The organism is Flavobacterium tistrianum (assembly GCF_003254545.1).
In the GTDB taxonomy this organism is placed as follows: domain Bacteria; phylum Bacteroidota; class Bacteroidia; order Flavobacteriales; family Flavobacteriaceae; genus Flavobacterium; species Flavobacterium tistrianum.
On sequence record NZ_QJRH01000067.1, the window covers coordinates 12,499 to 29,870 of the forward strand.

Below are 17,372 nucleotides of genomic sequence, written 5' to 3' on the forward strand. Positions count from 1 at the left end.
CAAAGGCACAATTGAAGAAGCTAAAAAAAATACTACTGTTTTTATTCTTTGTTGTATTGGCATGTACCAAGAAAACAGAAAATTTAGAGATGACTTCTTCTAAAGACAGCCTTCCTACTTATCTTACTTTAGCAAATGAGGATAAACTGCCTTTACAGATTAAACAAAAATACGTTCAGAAAGCATTAAATATCATTTTAGAACAAAAAGATGATTCACTCAATAAAGTAAATCTTTTTAAGGTTGCTAATCGTTATTACAATATGAGCGATTGGAAAGCCTATCTTAAAACAACTAAATTAATTTTAGAAAGGGCTCGCGCATCAAAAGATTCGGTACATATCGCAAAAGCCTATATTTATTTGGGTGATTACTATTTATCTCAATCTATTTCTGATAGTGCTTTTCTGAATTATTATAAAGCCGAAAAAACGTATCAGAAAATTAATGATCAATTAAATTTGGTCAAGACTTTTTTAAATAAAGCCAATCTGCAATATAACGAAGGTGATTTTTTTGAAAGTGAAATAACCGTTTTTAAAGCTTTGAGTATTTTGAAAACGAAGCAGGATGTTAACGAATTGCTTTATGAAAGCTATAATTTGTTAGGTATTCTCTACAATGAAAGAGAAGAATTTGCTAAAGCTTTAGAATTTCAGAATAAAGCCTTGAATATTTTGGATGATAAAAAAATCCCTTCAGACTTTCAATATAAAGCAGCATCTTTAAATAACTTGGGTTATATTTATATGCGTATGGGGAATTATAAACGTGCCAAAGTTTTTTTTGAAAAAGGTCTCCAAGAAAAAAATCTCTTCATTAATAGATCCAGTTTGTATGCAATTTTACTTGATAATTTAGGATACGCTAAGTTGAAACTAAATGAACTCGATCAGATGCCGGAGCTGTTTTATAAATCTCTAAAAATTAGAGACAGTCTTGATCTTACTTCTGGAACGGTATCAAGTAAAATACACTTGTCAGAGTATTACGCTTTAAAAAAAGATACCTTTAGAGCAATTCAATTTTCAAAACAAGCTTTGACATTATCTCGTACATCTACAAGGATTGTAAATACTTTAGAAGCTCTTAAGCAAACCGCAGCAGTTGATCCCGAAAATGCTTCTCAATATTCTAAGGAATATATTGAACTTAACGAAAAAATGTTAAAAGCAGAACGCAAAATGGGAGAAAAATTCTCTCGCATCGAATACGAAACTAATGAAATTAAAGATCAGAACTCCAATCTTCAGGAAAAAAATAAAACCTTGATTTATGTATTTAGTATTTGTACATTGCTAGGGTTGTTTTTTTATGTTTATAAAACACAGCAGGCCAAAAATCGCGAGCTTCTTTTTAAACAACAACAGCAGATTGCAAACGAAGATATTTATAATTTGATGATTTCGCAGCAGAACGAAATTGAACTTACGCGAATAAAAGAAAAGAAGAAAGTTGCTCAGGAATTGCATGATGGTGTTTTAGGGCGTATGTTTGGCATTCGGATAAGTTTGGATAGCCTGGATAAGTTAGATGAATCTGAAGCTATTGCTAAGAGAAAAAAATATCTTGACGAATTGAAAAATGTTGAACAGGATATTCGGGAAATTTCGCATGATTTGAATAGAGAAAAATCGGAATTAATTAATAATTTTGTTTCGATTTTGAATAAACTATTTGAAGATCAGAAGAATACATATAGTTCGAAATTGATTACTGTTTTTGATCCTGAGATTAAATGGGATTTAATAAGCAACATTGAAAAAATCAATTTATATAGAATTGTTCAGGAAGGACTTCAAAATTGTAATAAATATGCCAAGGCTGATATTATTAAAGTAGAGTTTAAAAATGAAAATGATAATCTAGTTTTAACCATTGAAGATGACGGAATTGGATTTAATACCAATAAAACCAAAAACGGAATTGGTCTTAATAATATAGAATACAGAGCAACAGAGTGCAAAGGAACAGTTACCATAAATTCTGTAAAAGGAGAAGGAACCATTCTCACCATAAAAGTCCCAATAGAGCCAAATAATAACCTGCATAATGACATTTGATTTAACAGCTTCAGTTCCACAATTAGTTAAAAAGAATATTTTAATAGTAGATGACCATCCATTTATTATTGAAGGATATAAGAATGCTATAACTCGTTATAATCCAAAACAATATGAGTTTTTAATTTCCCAAGCGCACGATTGTAGGTCAGGTTATGATATAATAGAAAATAATAACACAACTGATTTTGATATTGCTTTTTTGGATATCAGTATGCCGCCTTATGAAGAAAAAGAGATTTTTTCTGGTGAAGATCTGGCAAAATTACTTTTGAAAAAAATGCCATCTTGCAAGATTATTCTTTTGACAATGTATACCGAATTGCTGAAAATTAAAACCATTACCAGGTCAATTCAGCCCAACGGATTGATTATCAAAAATGATCTTACTTTTGACGAATTGCTTTTGGCTTTTGATAAAGTAATGAAAAATGAAAAGTACTACAGCCAGTCGGTTGTAAAAATGCTTAATCAGTCGACACATAATGCAATTGAAATTGATCAGTACGATAAACAGATATTAATTCATTTAGATATGGGAACTCCAATTCATGAAGTGCTGGAAAATATTCCAATTTCTTTAAATGCCATCGTGAAGCGAAAAAAGCATTTAATGGAATTGCTAAAAATAAAAAGTGGTTCCGATCACGAGTTAGTAAAAGAAGCAAAAAGCAAAGGGCTCTTTTAAATATAAAATTCCAATATTGAAATTCCAAATTCCAAAAAAAAGCAAAATAAAAAAAAATCCAAATTCCAATAATGACACGAGCATTGGAATTTGGAATTTTTATTTTTTGAATTTTCTAAAATTTATTCCGTCAAAGCATCCCATCCGCGGGCTTTTAAAGCAATTTTTGTATTGGCACGGGTTACAAGATGGATTCCTTCATTTTCTTCTGTCATATGTCCGATAACTGAGAAATTCGGATTTCCTTTTATCTTATCGAAATCGTTAATATCAATCGTAAATAAAAGTTCGTAATCTTCACCGCCGTTTATGGCAACCGTTGTACTGTCGATATTAAATTCTTCGCAAGTAGAAATAAACTGCGGATCTAAAGGCAGTTTATCTTCATACAAATTACAGCCTACTTTTGATTGTTTGCAGATATGAATAATCTCAGAAGACAATCCGTCTGAAATATCGATCATTGCAGTTGGTTTTATATCTAAAGCATGAAGTAAAGTTCGAACATCTTTTCGTGCTTCAGGTTTCAATTGGCGTTCTACCAAATAAGTATAAGGATCTAAATCGGGTTGATTGTTTGGGTTAACCTGGAAAACTTGTTTTTCGCGTTCCAAAACTTGCAATCCCATATATGCAGCACCAAGATCACCAGTTACAACTAATAAATCGGTTTTTTGAGCTCCGTTTCTGTAAACCAATTCATTTTCGTCAGCTTCTCCTATTGCAGTGATGCTAATAATTAATCCTTTTTGAGATGAGGTTGTGTCCCCACCGATAACATCAACTTTATATTCTTTTGCTGCATGTGTAATTCCTGCAAACAATTCTTCTAAAGCTTCAAGTGGGAAACGATTAGAAACTGCAACCGAAACTGTAATTTGAGTCGGTTTTGCATTCATTGCACAAATGTCAGAAACATTTACTACAACCGCTTTATATCCTAAATGTTTCAAAGGCACGTAAGCCAAATCAAAATGAACTCCTTCAATTAATAAATCGGTAGAAACTACTACTTTTTTGTCTTTAAAATCAAGAACAGCAGCATCGTCGCCAATACTTTTTAAAGTCGATTCCTGAGTAACATCAAAATTTTTGGTTAAATGATCAATTAAACCGAATTCGCCCAATTGAGCTATGCTAGTTCTCTGCTGATTTTTATCTTCTATCATTTCTCTTAAGTTCCAAAGTTATAAAGGTGCAAAGGTACAAAGGATTTTTTTAAAGATGCTAAGATTCTAAGATACTAAGGTTCTAAGTTTTTTACCCCCTGTTTATTCTGTAGAGACGCACTGCAGTGCGTCTACGCACAGTATTTCCGAATAGATTAAAAGAAAATTAAAAATAAATAAAAATATTTTTTTTACTGCTGACAAACTGTTGTCACCAGCCCATTTTACTTTTGAAGTATTAAAAATATTTAAACTTTAAAACCATGAAAACATTAGAAGCACAAGTTATTACTTCAGAAGATTTATTGAAACATTGGCAAGGTCACAGAGCACTTACACGTCGTTTAATTGAAATTTTTCCAGAGAAAGATTTCTTCGAATTTTCAATTGCCGGAATGAGACCTTTCTCAAAATTAGTGGATGAGCTTTTGGCCATTGCAGTTCCAGGTTTAAAAGGAATCGTAACGAAAGAAACTGCACCTTTTTCAGAAGGAACAGAAAAATTGATTTTTAAAGCGCAATATCTTGAAAAATGGGATGAAGCAACAGCAGAAATCAATAAATATTGGGAACAATTATCAGTTGAAGATTTTAGTGAAACTTTTAACCTTTTTGGACAATATGAATTTCCTGTAATTCAGAATATCTTATATTTTATCGATAATGAAGTACACCACCGCGGACAAGCTTATGTGTATTTAAGAGCTTTAAATATCGAACCACCATTTTTCTGGGAAAGATAATTCGTAAATTTTTACTATCTTAATATCACATTCTAAAAATCAACTGCTATGAGTTTAAAAAAGATAATGTCCAATTTTGCAGATTACAATTTATGGGTAAACCAGCAATTTGTAAACTGGCTTTCGTCAAAGTCAGATGAATTGCTTAACGCAGAAGTGCAATCGAGTTTCTCTACTATCATGAAAACGCTAGATCATATTTGGTCTACAGAAGAATATTGGTTTTCTGTAATTTCTGAAAATGATATGGCAGAAAAGAAGCCTGAAAACGAATTGTCAAAAGATGAAATATTTGAAGGATTACTCAATTCATCTACAAGATTGAAACACCTTATCAATTCATTGTCAGAAGAAGATTTGATGAAAGAAGTTAAAATTACAAATCCGTGGTTTGAATGCGAATTGCCTGTTTCAGATTATCTGCTGCAAGTTATTAATCACGGAACGTATCACCGTGGACAGATTGTAACGATGGGAAGAAATATCGGAATCACAGATGCTTCCAACACAGATTACAATTTTTATAATGTGGTAAAACAGAAATAAATGAAAAACTCCTGTAGATAATTCTATCAGGAGTTTTTTCTATAAAAGCCTTTGCTTGTTGATTTCCAATAATTTCAGTACGTTGGTTTTTAGTATTTCTGGTTCCAGAATTTCTGCATAATCTCCAAACATCAAAAACCATCTCGGAAAAGCGTTATTAATATCTCTTGACATAAAAGTCATTTCGATTTTTTCATCATCTACATCTTTTTGCGAAATAAAGCCATGATATTTTCTTTCGGTTGCTAAATATCTCGCTATTTTTCGGTCAATTAAAAGACGAACTTTTGTTGTTGGATGCGTTTCTGTTTTGGTTAAATAGGTTTCCAAAGCGTCATGATCGATTGTAAAATCAACATCTGTTTTTTTAATTCCCTGAATTCTGTCGGTTCTAAACTGTCGGTAATCTTTTCGAAGATGGCAATATCCCAGAAAATACCAATTGTTATTGTCATGAAAAACTCCTACCGGTTCAAGATTACGTTCTGTAGTTTCATCTTTTTCAAAAGTTTTGTAGGTCAGGAGAATTTGTTTTTTCTCTGCAATTCCTTCAAATAGAACTGCCAAAGTATTGGGCGAATTATCATTAAACATCGGTTCTGCATCTTGCATGACAATTCTAGATTCGATATTCGAAAGATAATCTTTGTCGTTACTTCTTAAAACTGCTTTCAGTTTATACATCGCCGACGCATAATGTGTTCCCAAAGATGGATCGGTAAATTTTTGCATTAGTTTCTCGGCAGCAATAAAACTGCTCACTTCTTCACGTGTAAACATAACTGGTGGAAGACGATAACCATCCATCAACGCGTAACCAACTCCAGCTTCACTATAAATAGGAACACCAGACGCTTCAAGAGTTCTGATATCTCGATAAATTGTTCTTAAACTGCATTCAAAACGATCGGCCAATTCTTGTGCTTTTACAATTTTTTTAGATTGCAATTGAATAAGAATGGCTACAATTCTGTCAAATCGTTTTGGAGTTTCGTCGAGCATTTTTTTTAAGATTCTAAGGTTCTGAGTTGCTGAGATTCTAAGCTTTTGTAGAGATTCAAAGATACAGTTTTTGGTATTTTTTTAAATATTTTTTAATTATTAAAATATGAAAAGGTACTTTTGAAAGGTAATATAGAAACATTATTAAATTATAAAATATCTTATATGATTGATAACTACACTTTCAATGAATATGAAAAAAGATTTGAACCAAAAGAAACCACATGTGCATATTGCGAAGAATCGCAAATAAAAAACATGAAAGATACTCACTTTGTAGCACTTTATGTTACTAACGACCGTACTAATCTTATTGTGTATAGATCCGTAAAATATTCAAAATTATTAATTGGGATTCCAAGATGTGCATCGTGCAAAGAAATTCATGATAAATATGTGAGTAAATCCAGATTAATAACATGCATGATAGTTCCACTTTTATTGGGACTTTTGTTTTATTATATTTCGACTTTAGGCGTGTTTCTTTTCATAGCAGGTTTTTTTTCCATTCTTTTTGGGGGATTTTATGGATCACATAAACTCACTCATTTTTTTGTAGCAAAAGAGAATATTTATAATTTACATGATGGTACTGAAAATGATAGATTTATTCAGAATCTAATTTTGGATGGATGGTCTCTAAATCAGCCATCAGCATAATAAAACCAAAATTTATTGGAATAAAAAAGCTGTTCCAAATTGAAACAGCTTTTACTTTATAAGTCAGAATGAGTTTAAACATTTTTTTGCATTTTTACAGAATTATAGTGTTAAATTTTAGAATATAGAATGAAACTTCCTTTTGAGCCAGTTATTTTTGGTTATGAAATTAATATCCATTTAGTTTTAGAATATGTGGCATTTTTTTTAGGATATAAATATTATGTTTTTTTGAGAAAAAGAACCAATGATACTATTGTTTCTTCCAACAGATTGTCAATTATATTGGGTGCTGCAATTGGAGCTTTTTTAGGCTCTAGAATTATGGGTTTTCTGGAAAATCCTATTTTTCATTCTGATGCAAAAGCAATTTTAGACCTTTTCAATGCGAAGACCATTATGGGAGGATTGTTTGGCGGACTTTTGGGTGTTGAAATTGCAAAGAAAATCATTGGCGAAAAAGAGTCATCAGGTGATTTATTTACTTTTCCGATTATTCTAGGAATTTTTATAGGGAGAATCGGTTGTTTTTTATCTGGAACTAATGAGTTTACGTATGGAAAAAAAACGACTTTTTTTATGGGAATGAATCTTGGAGATAACGTTATGCGGCATCCAATTGCCTTATACGAATTACTTTTTCTGATTATTTTGTTTTATGTTTTGAAGAAACTAAAAACAAAAAATCTTAAAAACGGTTTGCTATTTCAATATTTTATGATCGCCTATTTTGCGTTTCGCTTTTTTGTAGAATTTTTAAAACCAAATTATTTCCTGATTTTTGGAATAAGTTCGATTCAGATTTTATGTTTGATTTGTCTGCTTTATTATAACAAAACAATTTTAAATTTATTTGTAAAAAATGCCAGTTAGAAAATATACCTATTATGATTTTACATTAAGCCTTTGCCCAGAATGCTTAAAGAGAATTGATGCCAAAATTGTTTTTGAAGACGAGAATGTCTATATGCTTAAAAGATGTCCAGAACACGGAAGTTCTAAGGTTTTGATTGCCGACGATATTCAATATTACAAGAATATCCGAAACTACAATAAACCATCCGAGATGCCGTATACTTTTAATACAAAAACCCATTACGGATGTCCGTACGATTGTGGTTTATGCCCAGATCATGAACAGCATTCTTGCCTTACAGTTGTTGAGGTTACAGATCGTTGCAATCTGACGTGTCCAACTTGTTATGCAGGTTCATCACCTAGTTATGGCAGGCACAGAACTCTCGAAGAAATAAAAGCAATGCTCGATACGGTTGTTAAAAATGAAAAAGAACCAGACGTAGTGCAGATTAGTGGAGGTGAACCAACCATACATCCCGAATTTTTTGAAATTTTGGATTATGCAAAATCAATTCCGATAAAGCATTTGATGCTAAACACAAACGGAATTAAAATTGCAAAAGACAAAGAATTTGTTCAGCGACTAAAAAGCTATTCTCCAGACTTTGAAATTTATCTTCAATTTGATTCTTTTGAAGATAGTGTATTACAGGAATTGCGCGGAGCCGATTTAAGCGAAATACGAAAACAAGCTTTAGAAAATCTAAATGAAGTTAATTTATCTACCACTTTGGTTGTTACGCTTCAAAAAGGATTAAACGATCATGAAATAGGTAAAATTATTGAGTTTGCCTTAAAGCAAAAATGCGTTCGAGGAGTTACATTTCAGCCGACTCAAATTGCTGGCCGATTGGAGAATTTTAACTTAGAAACCGATCGAATGACATTAACAGAAGTGAGAAGAAAAATTCTGGAGCAAACCAATGTTTTTAATTCAGATGATTTACTTCCAGTTCCTTGTAATCCCGATGCTTTAGTTATGGGTTATGCTTTGAAACTAGGAGACGAAGTTTTTCCACTGACACGATATATTAATCCGAACGATTTATTGGACAATAGTAAAAACACAATTATTTACGAGCAAGATGAAGTACTTCGTGGCAAAATGATAGACTTGTTTAGTACGGGAAATTCTGTAGAAGTTGCACAGGAAAATCTGAAATCTATATTATGTTGTCTTCCTAATATTGATGCGCCAGAACTAGGTTATGATAACTTGTTTCGAATTATCATCATGCAGTTTATTGATGCCTATAATTTTGATGTGAGAGCAATAAAAAAATCATGCGTGCATATTGTCAATAAGGATAATAAAATAATTCCGTTTGAAACAATGAATTTGTTTTACAGAGATGATAAAATAAAAAGACTAGAAGAATTAAGAACTAATATATAAAGCATATGACAGCACTGGAAGTAGGCAATTTAGGAGGTTTGGTCGCAATTTTTATAGCGATTATGGTGGGGCCGCCAATTTTAATGGCAATTACCGGTTTTGCAATAAAGAAAAGCAACCCCAATGGAGCAAAAGTTTGTTTTATTATTGGAGCATTATACTTGCTTATTGGATTAGGAATATGCGGAACGCTTTTGTCTTAAGAAAAAACCCAAATAAACAGAATTATTTGGGTTTTTTTTGAGCATTTATAAAGTGAATTAAAATCTATACAAAACTCCAAATTGTGGCTGGTCGAAAATATTTTCAAATAAGTTGATATTTAATTGAAAAGTATCAGACGATGGACCATTTTCTGGAGAAACACTGTTGTAAGCCAAAACATTTGCTAAAACAAAAGTAACTGCGATATTTTTGGTTACGAAGTAATTTAGACCAACATTAATATCAGCTGTTAAGCTATTGTCCGTATCGCTTCCAACTTGTGGTATTTCAGTTTTGTTTCTTCCGTAACCTAAACCAAGTTCAGCATAAGTTTTAAAACGTTTTTTATCTAATTCTAAGAAATAGTAACGAGCAAAAGCTCCAATTCCGAAAACATTCGTTTTTACTTGAGTTGTTTCCACTTTGTTGCTTGAGTAATTTAGTTTAGCTCCAACAGCAAATTTATCATTTAGCAAATAGCCAAACTTTGGGCTAAAGCCATAATAGTCTGCGTCTCCGCCTGTACTAATTTTGATTGATCCTTCTAAAAACATATCGCCCTTTTGGAAAGTAACGCCTTTTGCAGAATTCATTTCAGAGTCAACCTGGTCTTGTTGAGCATTTGCAAAACAGAATGTGAATAGTGCTAAAATAACAGAAAATTTGGTTTTCATAGTCTTGTAATGTTAAAGTTGTAAGATTAAAAATACATTTTCTGTGTTAAAAAGGCTTTCGATTTGTTCGAATGGGTTAATATTGAATTTTTCGAGTTAATAATCTGTCTTATTTGTAAGTTTTGACGTTGTAATTTTTAAACTTAAACAATAAAAAACCCGACAACATAAGTCATCGGGTCTAATCTATATTCTTGGTTCTTTACTCTTTTATCTGAAAAGAAAGTCTAGTCATTCAATTTCAAAACAGCCATAAATGCTTCTTGCGGAATTTCAACGTTTCCTACCTGACGCATACGTTTTTTACCTTTTTTCTGTTTTTCAAGAAGTTTACGCTTACGCGAAATATCTCCACCGTAACATTTTGCAGTAACGTCTTTACGAAGTGCTTTAATAGTTTCACGAGCGATAATCTTAGCTCCAATTGCAGCTTGAATCGGAATATCAAATTGCTGTCTTGGGATAAGTTCGCGTAGTTTTTCGGTCATTTTTTTACCGATGTTGTAAGCATTATCTTCGTGAATCAATGCAGAAAGTGCATCAACAGTTTGTGCATTCAAAAGAACGTCCAATTTAACCAATTTCGAAGTTCTCATTCCAATAGGAGAGTAATCGAAAGAAGCATAACCTTTAGAAACTGTTTTTAAACGATCATAGAAATCGAATACAATTTCCGCCAATGGCATATCAAAGTTTAACTCAACACGTTCTGTTGTTAAATAGGTTTGGTTGGTAATTAAACCACGTTTTTCGATACATAAACTCATTACGTTTCCAACGAAATCAGCTTTTGTAATGATTGTTGCTTTAATAAAAGGCTCTTCAACTCTGTCCAATTTTGAAGGCTCTGGTAAATCTGATGGATTGTTTACAACGATTGGAGTTTCCGGATGTTTCTTAGTATACGCTAAGTACGAAACGTTAGGAACTGTAGTAATTACAGTCATATCGAACTCACGCTCTAAGCGTTCTTGGATAATTTCCATGTGAAGCATTCCTAAGAATCCGCAACGGAAACCAAATCCTAATGCCGCAGAACTTTCAGGAGTAAACACCAAAGATGCATCATTCAATTGTAATTTTTCCATCGAAGAACGTAAATCCTCGTAATCTTCAGTATCAACAGGATAAATACCTGCGAATACCATTGGTTTTACATCCTCAAAACCAGCAACCATATTTGTTGTAGGAACTTTTGCATCTGTAATTGTATCACCCACTTTTACTTCGCGAGCTTCTTTAATTCCAGAAATCAAATACCCAACATCTCCCGCCGAAACTACATTTTTAGGGACTTGATTTAATTTTAAAGTACCAATTTCGTCAGCAAAATATTCATTGTCAGTAGCCATGAATTTAATTTTCTGGCCTTTTTTGATTTCACCATTTACAACTCTAAAGATTACCTCAATTCCGCGGAAGGGATTGTAAACTGAGTCAAAGATCAAAGCTTGCAACGGTTCTTCCGGATCTCCTTTTGGAGCAGGGATTTTTTCGATAATGGCAGCAAGAATGTTTTCTACACCAAAACCAGTTTTTCCTGAAGCATGAATAATATCTTCTAATTTACAACCAAGTAAATCGATAATATCATCACTAACTTCTTCAGGGTTTGCACTTGGTAAATCAACTTTGTTTAAAACCGGAATGATTTCCAAGTCATTTTCAAGTGCTAAATATAAGTTTGAAATGGTTTGTGCTTGAATACTTTGCGCCGCATCAACAATCAACAAAGCTCCTTCGCAGGCAGCGATCGATCTTGAAACCTCGTATGAAAAGTCAACGTGACCAGGAGTATCAATTAAGTTTAAGATATATTCTTCACCCTTGTATTTGTATTCCATCTGAATGGCATGACTCTTAATGGTAATTCCACGCTCGCGCTCCAAGTCCATGTTGTCAAGCAATTGCGCTTTTTCTTCACGAGCTGTAACGGTTTGTGTCGCACTTAGTAATCGGTCTGCTAATGTACTCTTACCGTGGTCAATGTGTGCAATAATGCAAAAATTACGTATCTTCTTCATTTTAATATATCGGTTCTCTAATCGATTTTAAGTCTTTTTTTGGGAATAATCGGCTTTAAAACAATTGCTTTAAAGCATGTTATTAAGGCGCAAAGATAGCGCAAAGTTTTGGATTCTGGAATGGTGTTCTTAGATAGTTGAAAGATGTGAATTAAAATTCACGTTAAAATTCAAAATTAAATCCTTTTTCAGTTAATTTTTTGTACATCTGATCATCAAATTTAAAAAGTTTGGCCGCTCTATGCGAAACATCTTTTTGTTTTTCATCTAGCTCTGTCAGGAGTTTCATGTGAAGAATTTTTCGTCTAAAATTTGATTTGTCCAATTCGATTCCAAGAATTTCTTCATATAAATGCATCAGCTGCAACAAAGTAAACTTTTCAGGAAGAAGATTAAATCCTATTGGCGCCTGACGCACACGGTTTCGAAGCTGTGATAAACTGAAATTTAAAATTTCATTATGGTCAAAAATCAGCTCAGGAATTTCATTGATTTTATACCATTTTGCTTCAATAACACGTAAGCTGGCTTTTATATTATAATCTTCCCGATTGACCAAAGTGTAGTAGCCAATAGTGACAACACGCCTTTCTGGAACACGTTTCGGGTCTGTAAATGCTTTGAGCTGTTCGAGATAAATATTTTCAAGTCCGGTAAGTTCGTGCAAAATACGCTGTGCGGCATCATCGGCACTTTCCTCCAGCTGAAGCCATCCGCCAAGAAGTCCCCATTTTCCTTTACTTTCTCCTTGGGCATGCTGAACCAAGAGCACTTCAAGACTCTCTTTATTAAATCCGAAAAAGACACAATCGATTGTGATTCCGTCCACGGCTGGTTTGTGGTGGTTAGTAGTTATTTCTGCCAATGTATTCTTGTCGTTATTAATTTGTATTGAAAATCAGAATTCAAAATTGAATCCCTTTTCAGTTAATTGCTCATAAATTTCAGGATCAAATTTATATAGCTGAGCAGCTCTGTGCGAAACGTCTTGTTGTTTTTCGTCTAATGCCACCAAAAGTTTCATGTGCAGAATTTTTCGTCTAAAGTTGGGTTTGTCCATTTCAATTCCTAAAATTTCTGCATACAATTGCATGAGTTGCAATAAAGTGAATTTTTCAGGAAGCAGATTAAATCCAATTGGTGCTTGACGAACTCTGCTTCGAAGATGTTTTATGCTGTACGCCAGAATTTCGTTATGATCATAAATCAAATCTGGAATACTGTCTATTTTATACCATTGTGCATCAGAAGCCGTAAAACCAGCCTTAATATTATAATCTTCTCTTTTTACAAGAGCATAATAGCCAATTGTAATTACACGTCTCAGTGGGAAACGATCTGGATCTCCAAACGCTTTCAGTTGTTCCAAATATATATTGTCAAGACCTGTAAGTTCATTCAATAAACGATGAGCGGCATTGTCTGTGCTTTCTTTTTTATAAATCCATCCTCCTGGAAGTCCCCATTTTCCTTTACTGATACCTTCAGCATGCTGCACCAAAAGCACTTCAAGACTGCCTTTGTCGAAACCAAAAATGACACAGTCAATCGTGATGGCATTCATCGCGCTGTTTTCATTTTTCTGAGCAGTTTTGTCTTCTACATTTTCAACCATATGTGAGATAAATTTTGACAAATTAAATAAATAAAATCATTATTAGCCTTTTTGAAGGCCTTATATTTTTTTTAACGAAACAAAAAATTGACAATCAATGGTTTGGAAAATGCTTAAAAAGTTCTCGTTTTTAGATTGTTTTTTAAGTGTCTGAGTGTCAATTTTATAAAATGTTGGTTTTTCTATATTTTTTATTTCAATTCTTATTTGGATTTTACAGCATTCATAAAAATGAATTATGATTTATTAGAATCGAAAAAAAATAACCCTAATATTTTGTTAATACAGAAAATTTGTTTTACACTTGTAGTCAAATTTACCATAAGATAAATTCAAATTGACTATAAGTAAAAAAGACAAAACTACACTTAACTTAAACTTACCACAAATGTTTTTTCTAAAAATTGATTTAAATAGCTTTTTGATGAGATTACCATCATCAAATTCTGCCGAAAGAATCGATTTTGAAGTTTTAAAAATGCTTGTTTTTAAAACGCGTGTTTATAGTCAGCAAGCACTAAATGTTGGAAATGAGATTCAGGCCCTCATTTTTGGCATGACCTGCTTGGGAAGTTTTTCCGGATTTCTCTAGGGTAAAAAAACACTAACTATAACTTAAACTTAATCAATTCTTATTATGAAAAGCAAAAATTGTATTAAAACAACAAAGCTTCCATATTTTATGGCGGTGCTGCTTAGCGTATTTATGATGCAGTTTGGATTTGCTCAAGAATCCAAAACTGTAAGCGGGACAATTACCTCTTCCGAAGATGGATTTGGAGTTCCAGGAGCAACTGTACAAGTACAGGGAACAAAATCGAGTACTGTTACCGATTTTGACGGAAAATATAAAGTCGAGGCTAAAGCAGGCGATGTTTTGGTAATCACTTTTGTGGGTTTCAAGTCGCAAAATATTACGGTTGGAACTCAAAAAGTAATCAATGCGGTTTTGCAGCCAGAAACTGCAGAGCTTAAAGAAATTGTAGTAATCGGTTACGGTACTCAAAAGAAGAAAGTAAATACTGCGGCAACTTCTTTGGTGTCAGGAAAAGACATTCAGCAAGTTGCGAGTCTTGATGTTGTAAATGCTTTACAAGGTCAAGCTTCTGGGGTTTCTGTAACTTCATCTTCTGGACAGCCAGGTGCGAATATGGTGGTAAATATTCGTGGAGCAGGTACAGCAGGAAACAGCGATCCGCTTTATGTAGTTGATGGTGTAGTAGTAGATAACGGAATTGGATATCTTGATCCATCTGTTATTGAAAGGGTAGACGTTTTAAAAGATGCTTCTGCAGCTTCTATCTACGGAGCAAGAGCGGCAAACGGAGTTATCTTGGTTACTACTAAAAAAGGAAAAGATGGTAAAATGAATGTGTCTTTAAGTTCTTATACAGGTTTTCAGCAGATTGCTAAAAAACTGGATTTGATGAATACACAGGAATATACTACAATCATGAACGAAGCTCGTGTAAATTCTGGATATGCTCCATTATACACAAAAGAGCAAATTGCTTCATTTCCTGATCACGACTGGCAAAAAGATTTATTCAACGAAGGCGCAATGAAACAAAATCACTCTCTTTTGATTACGGGAGGTGACGAAAAATCTACTATTGCAACTGGTTTATCTTACTACGGACAAGAAGGTATGATTGGTGGATCTACTAACCAATCTCAATACGATCGTGTTACTTTTACAGTAAACTCTACTTCTGAAGTTATTAAAGGATATTTGAAAATTGGTGAAAACTTCACTTTATCAAACATCAAATCTAGCGGTGTTGCAGATGATGGTATTTATAGCAATGCGATTAGAGCTTTCTTAAACGCTGCTCCAATAGATCAGCCATATGACGAAAATGGAGATTTTGCACGTTCTATTATTTCTCAAGATGTGAGTAACCCAGTTGGATCTTTATACTACAACAACTTCAATCAGACTAAAACAAATCGTTATGTAGGTAATATTTTTGCTGAATTAAAATTTGCAAAAGACTTTACTTTCAGAACTAGTTATGGTGTTGATATGACAGACAGCAATTACCGTTCTTTCAGACCAGTTTATTCGCTTTCTTCAAATGATAATAATACCGTTTCTAGCGTAACTCAAAGTGCTACAAAATCTTTAGGATGGATTTTTGAGAACACGCTTCAATACAAATTCAACATAGCCGACGCTCATAATTTTGATGTATTAGTGGGTACTTCTGCTAAAAAGAATACTTCTGATTATATGGAAGGTCAAGGTAGAAACTTAATTTTTGATGATTTCGAACATGCTTATTTAGATAATGCAAAAGATCCAACATCAAATGTGGTAAAAGGAAATCGTAAAGATTATGCGATTCAGTCTTACTTCGGACGTTTATTGTACGATTATAACAATAAATACTTATTCTCTGCAACAGTTCGTCGTGACGGTTCATCAGAATTTGGTCCAGATAACAAATATGCTATTTTCCCATCGTTCTCTGCAGGATGGAATTTAGATAAAGAAGCTTTCTTCAAAGAAAACAAAGTTTTAAATACTTTCAAATTAAGAGCAAGCTGGGGACAAAATGGTAATGACCAATTTGCAAGAAGGTTTGCTTATATGTCAACGGTTAACTCAACAGATAAAACATATCATTTTGGAACCGGCGACGAAACTTTATTAGTAGGTTCAAGTCCAGATCAATTAGCAAACCGTAACTTAAAATGGGAAACTTCAGAGCAGTTAGACTTAGGTTTTGATGCTACATTGTTTACCAACTTTACTTTAACTTTTGATTACTATGACAAGAAAACAAAAGATTGGTTAGTATTGGCGTCTATCCCAACTTATGCTGGAGCAACTGCGCCTTACATTAATGGTGGAGACGTAAGCAACAAAGGTTTTGAAATTGGTTTGTCTTATCGCACGCGTTTTGGAAAAGATTGGAATTTTGCTATCAATGCAAACCTTTCTCGTAACCAAAACGAAGTGTTGAAAATTGCTAACAATGAAGGAATTATTCATGGAGAGTCAAACGTTTTATTCCAAGGTTTAGATGAGATGAACCGTGTTGAGGTTGGAAAACCAATGGGTTATTTCTACGGATTAAAAACAGACGGAATTTTCCAAAATGCTACTGAAGTTGCAGCAGGTGTTCAGCCAAATGCACAGCCTGGAGACGTTCGTTTCGTAGACTTAAATGGAGACGGAAAAATCGACGCAAACGATAAAACTCAAATTGGAGATCCAAACCCAGATATTAACTATGGTGTTAATTTAGAATTGTCATACAAAGCTTTTGATTTCTCTATCAATACTTACGGTATCGCAGGAGGACAAAACGTTTTTGGAGTTCACGATTACACACGTGCTTACACAAACAACACTACAGAAGTGTTAGGCAGATGGACAACTGAAGGGACTTCTAACAGAATTCCAAGAGTAACTTACGGAACTGATGCAAACGGGAATTACACTAAATTCTCAGATTTATATATTCAGGATTCAGATTTCTTCAGAATTAAAAATGCTACAATCGGATGTGATTTAACGAAGCTGACAACAAAACTTAGTTTCTTCAGTAAATTCAGATTATATGTTGCAGGAAATAACCTTTACACATTCACAAAGTACAAAGGAATGGATCCAGAAATTGGTTTCGGAAACGTAAACCAGTCTTGGGCTAAAGGAATTGATGTTGGATATTATCCTCAGCCAAGAACCTATTTGATGGGTCTGAATGTTAACTTTTAAAAT

16 protein-coding genes are annotated in these 17,372 nt (G+C 33.3%); 10 read left to right on the top strand and 6 right to left on the bottom strand.

What is annotated here, in order from left to right:
- The first annotated feature begins 11 nt into the window (after window positions 1-11).
- Both DMB71_RS09190 and DMB71_RS09195 read left to right on the top strand, forming a co-directional pair.
- A complete protein-coding gene (locus DMB71_RS09190; protein WP_317048397.1) occupies window positions 12-2,063 on the top strand; it encodes a tetratricopeptide repeat-containing sensor histidine kinase in 2,052 nt (683 codons plus the stop codon).
- Window positions 2,053-2,751, top strand: a complete 699-nt coding sequence (locus DMB71_RS09195; RefSeq protein ID WP_111365510.1) for a response regulator — start codon at window positions 2,053-2,055, stop codon at window positions 2,749-2,751. The genes DMB71_RS09190 and DMB71_RS09195 overlap by 11 nt, the downstream gene beginning before the upstream one ends.
- 122 nt (window positions 2,752-2,873) lie before the next feature.
- Here the strand turns inward: DMB71_RS09195 and thiL are convergent, their stop codons facing one another.
- Window positions 2,874-3,920, bottom strand: coding sequence for a thiamine-phosphate kinase (gene thiL / locus DMB71_RS09200; protein ID WP_111365512.1), 1,047 nt, complete (start codon window positions 3,918-3,920; stop codon window positions 2,874-2,876).
- 263 nt (window positions 3,921-4,183) lie between these two features.
- Here thiL and DMB71_RS09205 point away from each other — a divergent pair, with 263 nt between their 5' ends.
- The gene (locus DMB71_RS09205) at window positions 4,184-4,663 is read left to right on the top strand and encodes a DinB family protein (protein ID WP_111365514.1); all 480 of its coding nucleotides are present in this window, start codon (window positions 4,184-4,186) and stop codon (window positions 4,661-4,663) included.
- A 48-nt stretch (window positions 4,664-4,711) separates the two neighbouring features.
- On the top strand, window positions 4,712-5,209 hold the full coding sequence (locus DMB71_RS09210) for a DinB family protein (RefSeq protein ID WP_111365516.1): 498 nt from the start codon (window positions 4,712-4,714) through the stop codon (window positions 5,207-5,209).
- A gap of 39 nt (window positions 5,210-5,248) precedes the next feature.
- On the opposite strand, the gene DMB71_RS09215 is transcribed toward DMB71_RS09210, so the two are convergent.
- Window positions 5,249-6,211 (bottom strand): helix-turn-helix transcriptional regulator, encoded by a 963-nt coding sequence (locus tag DMB71_RS09215; protein WP_111365518.1) that lies wholly within the window; start codon window positions 6,209-6,211, stop codon window positions 5,249-5,251.
- Window positions 6,212-6,376: 165 nt separating this feature from the next.
- Here DMB71_RS09215 and DMB71_RS09220 point away from each other — a divergent pair, with 165 nt between their 5' ends.
- From DMB71_RS09220 to DMB71_RS09235, 4 genes are all read left to right on the top strand, one after another.
- On the top strand, window positions 6,377-6,871 hold the full coding sequence (locus DMB71_RS09220) for a hypothetical protein (RefSeq protein WP_162614807.1): 495 nt from the start codon (window positions 6,377-6,379) through the stop codon (window positions 6,869-6,871).
- Between the two features lie 129 nt (window positions 6,872-7,000).
- Window positions 7,001-7,744, top strand: coding sequence for a prolipoprotein diacylglyceryl transferase (locus DMB71_RS09225; RefSeq protein WP_111365522.1), 744 nt, complete (start codon window positions 7,001-7,003; stop codon window positions 7,742-7,744).
- Window positions 7,734-9,125 carry a radical SAM protein gene (locus tag DMB71_RS09230; RefSeq protein ID WP_111365524.1) on the top strand — a complete coding sequence of 464 codons (1,392 nt, stop codon included), beginning with the start codon at window positions 7,734-7,736 and terminating at the stop codon, window positions 9,123-9,125. The genes DMB71_RS09225 and DMB71_RS09230 overlap by 11 nt, the downstream gene beginning before the upstream one ends.
- Before the next feature lie 5 nt (window positions 9,126-9,130).
- Window positions 9,131-9,328: a hypothetical protein gene (locus DMB71_RS09235; protein WP_111365526.1), complete on the top strand. Its 198-nt coding sequence runs from the start codon at window positions 9,131-9,133 to the stop codon at window positions 9,326-9,328.
- A 57-nt stretch (window positions 9,329-9,385) separates the two neighbouring features.
- Here the strand turns inward: DMB71_RS09235 and DMB71_RS09240 are convergent, their stop codons facing one another.
- From DMB71_RS09240 to DMB71_RS09255, 4 genes are all read right to left on the bottom strand, one after another.
- Window positions 9,386-10,003, bottom strand: a complete 618-nt coding sequence (locus DMB71_RS09240; protein ID WP_111365528.1) for an outer membrane beta-barrel protein — start codon at window positions 10,001-10,003, stop codon at window positions 9,386-9,388.
- A 227-nt stretch (window positions 10,004-10,230) separates the two neighbouring features.
- Window positions 10,231-12,027 carry a translation elongation factor 4 gene (gene lepA, locus DMB71_RS09245; RefSeq protein ID WP_026728216.1) on the bottom strand — a complete coding sequence of 599 codons (1,797 nt, stop codon included), beginning with the start codon at window positions 12,025-12,027 and terminating at the stop codon, window positions 10,231-10,233.
- A 163-nt stretch (window positions 12,028-12,190) separates the two neighbouring features.
- A complete protein-coding gene (locus tag DMB71_RS09250; protein WP_111365530.1) occupies window positions 12,191-12,892 on the bottom strand; it encodes an NUDIX hydrolase in 702 nt (233 codons plus the stop codon).
- Window positions 12,893-12,925: 33 nt separating this feature from the next.
- Entirely contained in the window at window positions 12,926-13,642 is a 717-nt protein-coding gene (locus tag DMB71_RS09255) for an NUDIX hydrolase (protein ID WP_111365532.1), read from the bottom strand.
- 388 nt (window positions 13,643-14,030) lie between these two features.
- On the opposite strand from DMB71_RS09255, the gene DMB71_RS09260 reads away from it, so the two are divergent.
- The gene (locus tag DMB71_RS09260; protein ID WP_162614808.1) at window positions 14,031-14,234 is read left to right on the top strand and encodes a hypothetical protein; all 204 of its coding nucleotides are present in this window, start codon (window positions 14,031-14,033) and stop codon (window positions 14,232-14,234) included.
- Between the two features lie 45 nt (window positions 14,235-14,279).
- Window positions 14,280-17,369: a SusC/RagA family TonB-linked outer membrane protein gene (locus tag DMB71_RS09265; RefSeq protein WP_111365536.1), complete on the top strand. Its 3,090-nt coding sequence runs from the start codon at window positions 14,280-14,282 to the stop codon at window positions 17,367-17,369.
- Window positions 17,370-17,372 lie beyond the last annotated feature (3 nt).

Coding starts and splice junctions, on each gene's coding strand:
- DMB71_RS09260 (WP_162614808.1), top strand. CDS start 14,031: ATGTTTTTTCTAAAAATTGATTTAAATAGCTTTTTGATGAGATTACCA.
- thiL (WP_111365512.1), bottom strand. CDS start 3,920: ATGATAGAAGATAAAAATCAGCAGAGAACTAGCATAGCTCAATTGGGC.
- DMB71_RS09225 (WP_111365522.1), top strand. CDS start 7,001: ATGAAACTTCCTTTTGAGCCAGTTATTTTTGGTTATGAAATTAATATC.
- DMB71_RS09230 (WP_111365524.1), top strand. CDS start 7,734: ATGCCAGTTAGAAAATATACCTATTATGATTTTACATTAAGCCTTTGC.
- DMB71_RS09235 (WP_111365526.1), top strand. CDS start 9,131: ATGACAGCACTGGAAGTAGGCAATTTAGGAGGTTTGGTCGCAATTTTT.
- DMB71_RS09255 (WP_111365532.1), bottom strand. CDS start 13,642: ATGGTTGAAAATGTAGAAGACAAAACTGCTCAGAAAAATGAAAACAGC.
- DMB71_RS09265 (WP_111365536.1), top strand. CDS start 14,280: ATGAAAAGCAAAAATTGTATTAAAACAACAAAGCTTCCATATTTTATG.
- DMB71_RS09220 (WP_162614807.1), top strand. CDS start 6,377: ATGATTGATAACTACACTTTCAATGAATATGAAAAAAGATTTGAACCA.
- DMB71_RS09210 (WP_111365516.1), top strand. CDS start 4,712: ATGAGTTTAAAAAAGATAATGTCCAATTTTGCAGATTACAATTTATGG.
- DMB71_RS09205 (WP_111365514.1), top strand. CDS start 4,184: ATGAAAACATTAGAAGCACAAGTTATTACTTCAGAAGATTTATTGAAA.
- DMB71_RS09215 (WP_111365518.1), bottom strand. CDS start 6,211: ATGCTCGACGAAACTCCAAAACGATTTGACAGAATTGTAGCCATTCTT.
- DMB71_RS09195 (WP_111365510.1), top strand. CDS start 2,053: ATGACATTTGATTTAACAGCTTCAGTTCCACAATTAGTTAAAAAGAAT.
- DMB71_RS09240 (WP_111365528.1), bottom strand. CDS start 10,003: ATGAAAACCAAATTTTCTGTTATTTTAGCACTATTCACATTCTGTTTT.
- lepA (WP_026728216.1), bottom strand. CDS start 12,027: ATGAAGAAGATACGTAATTTTTGCATTATTGCACACATTGACCACGGT.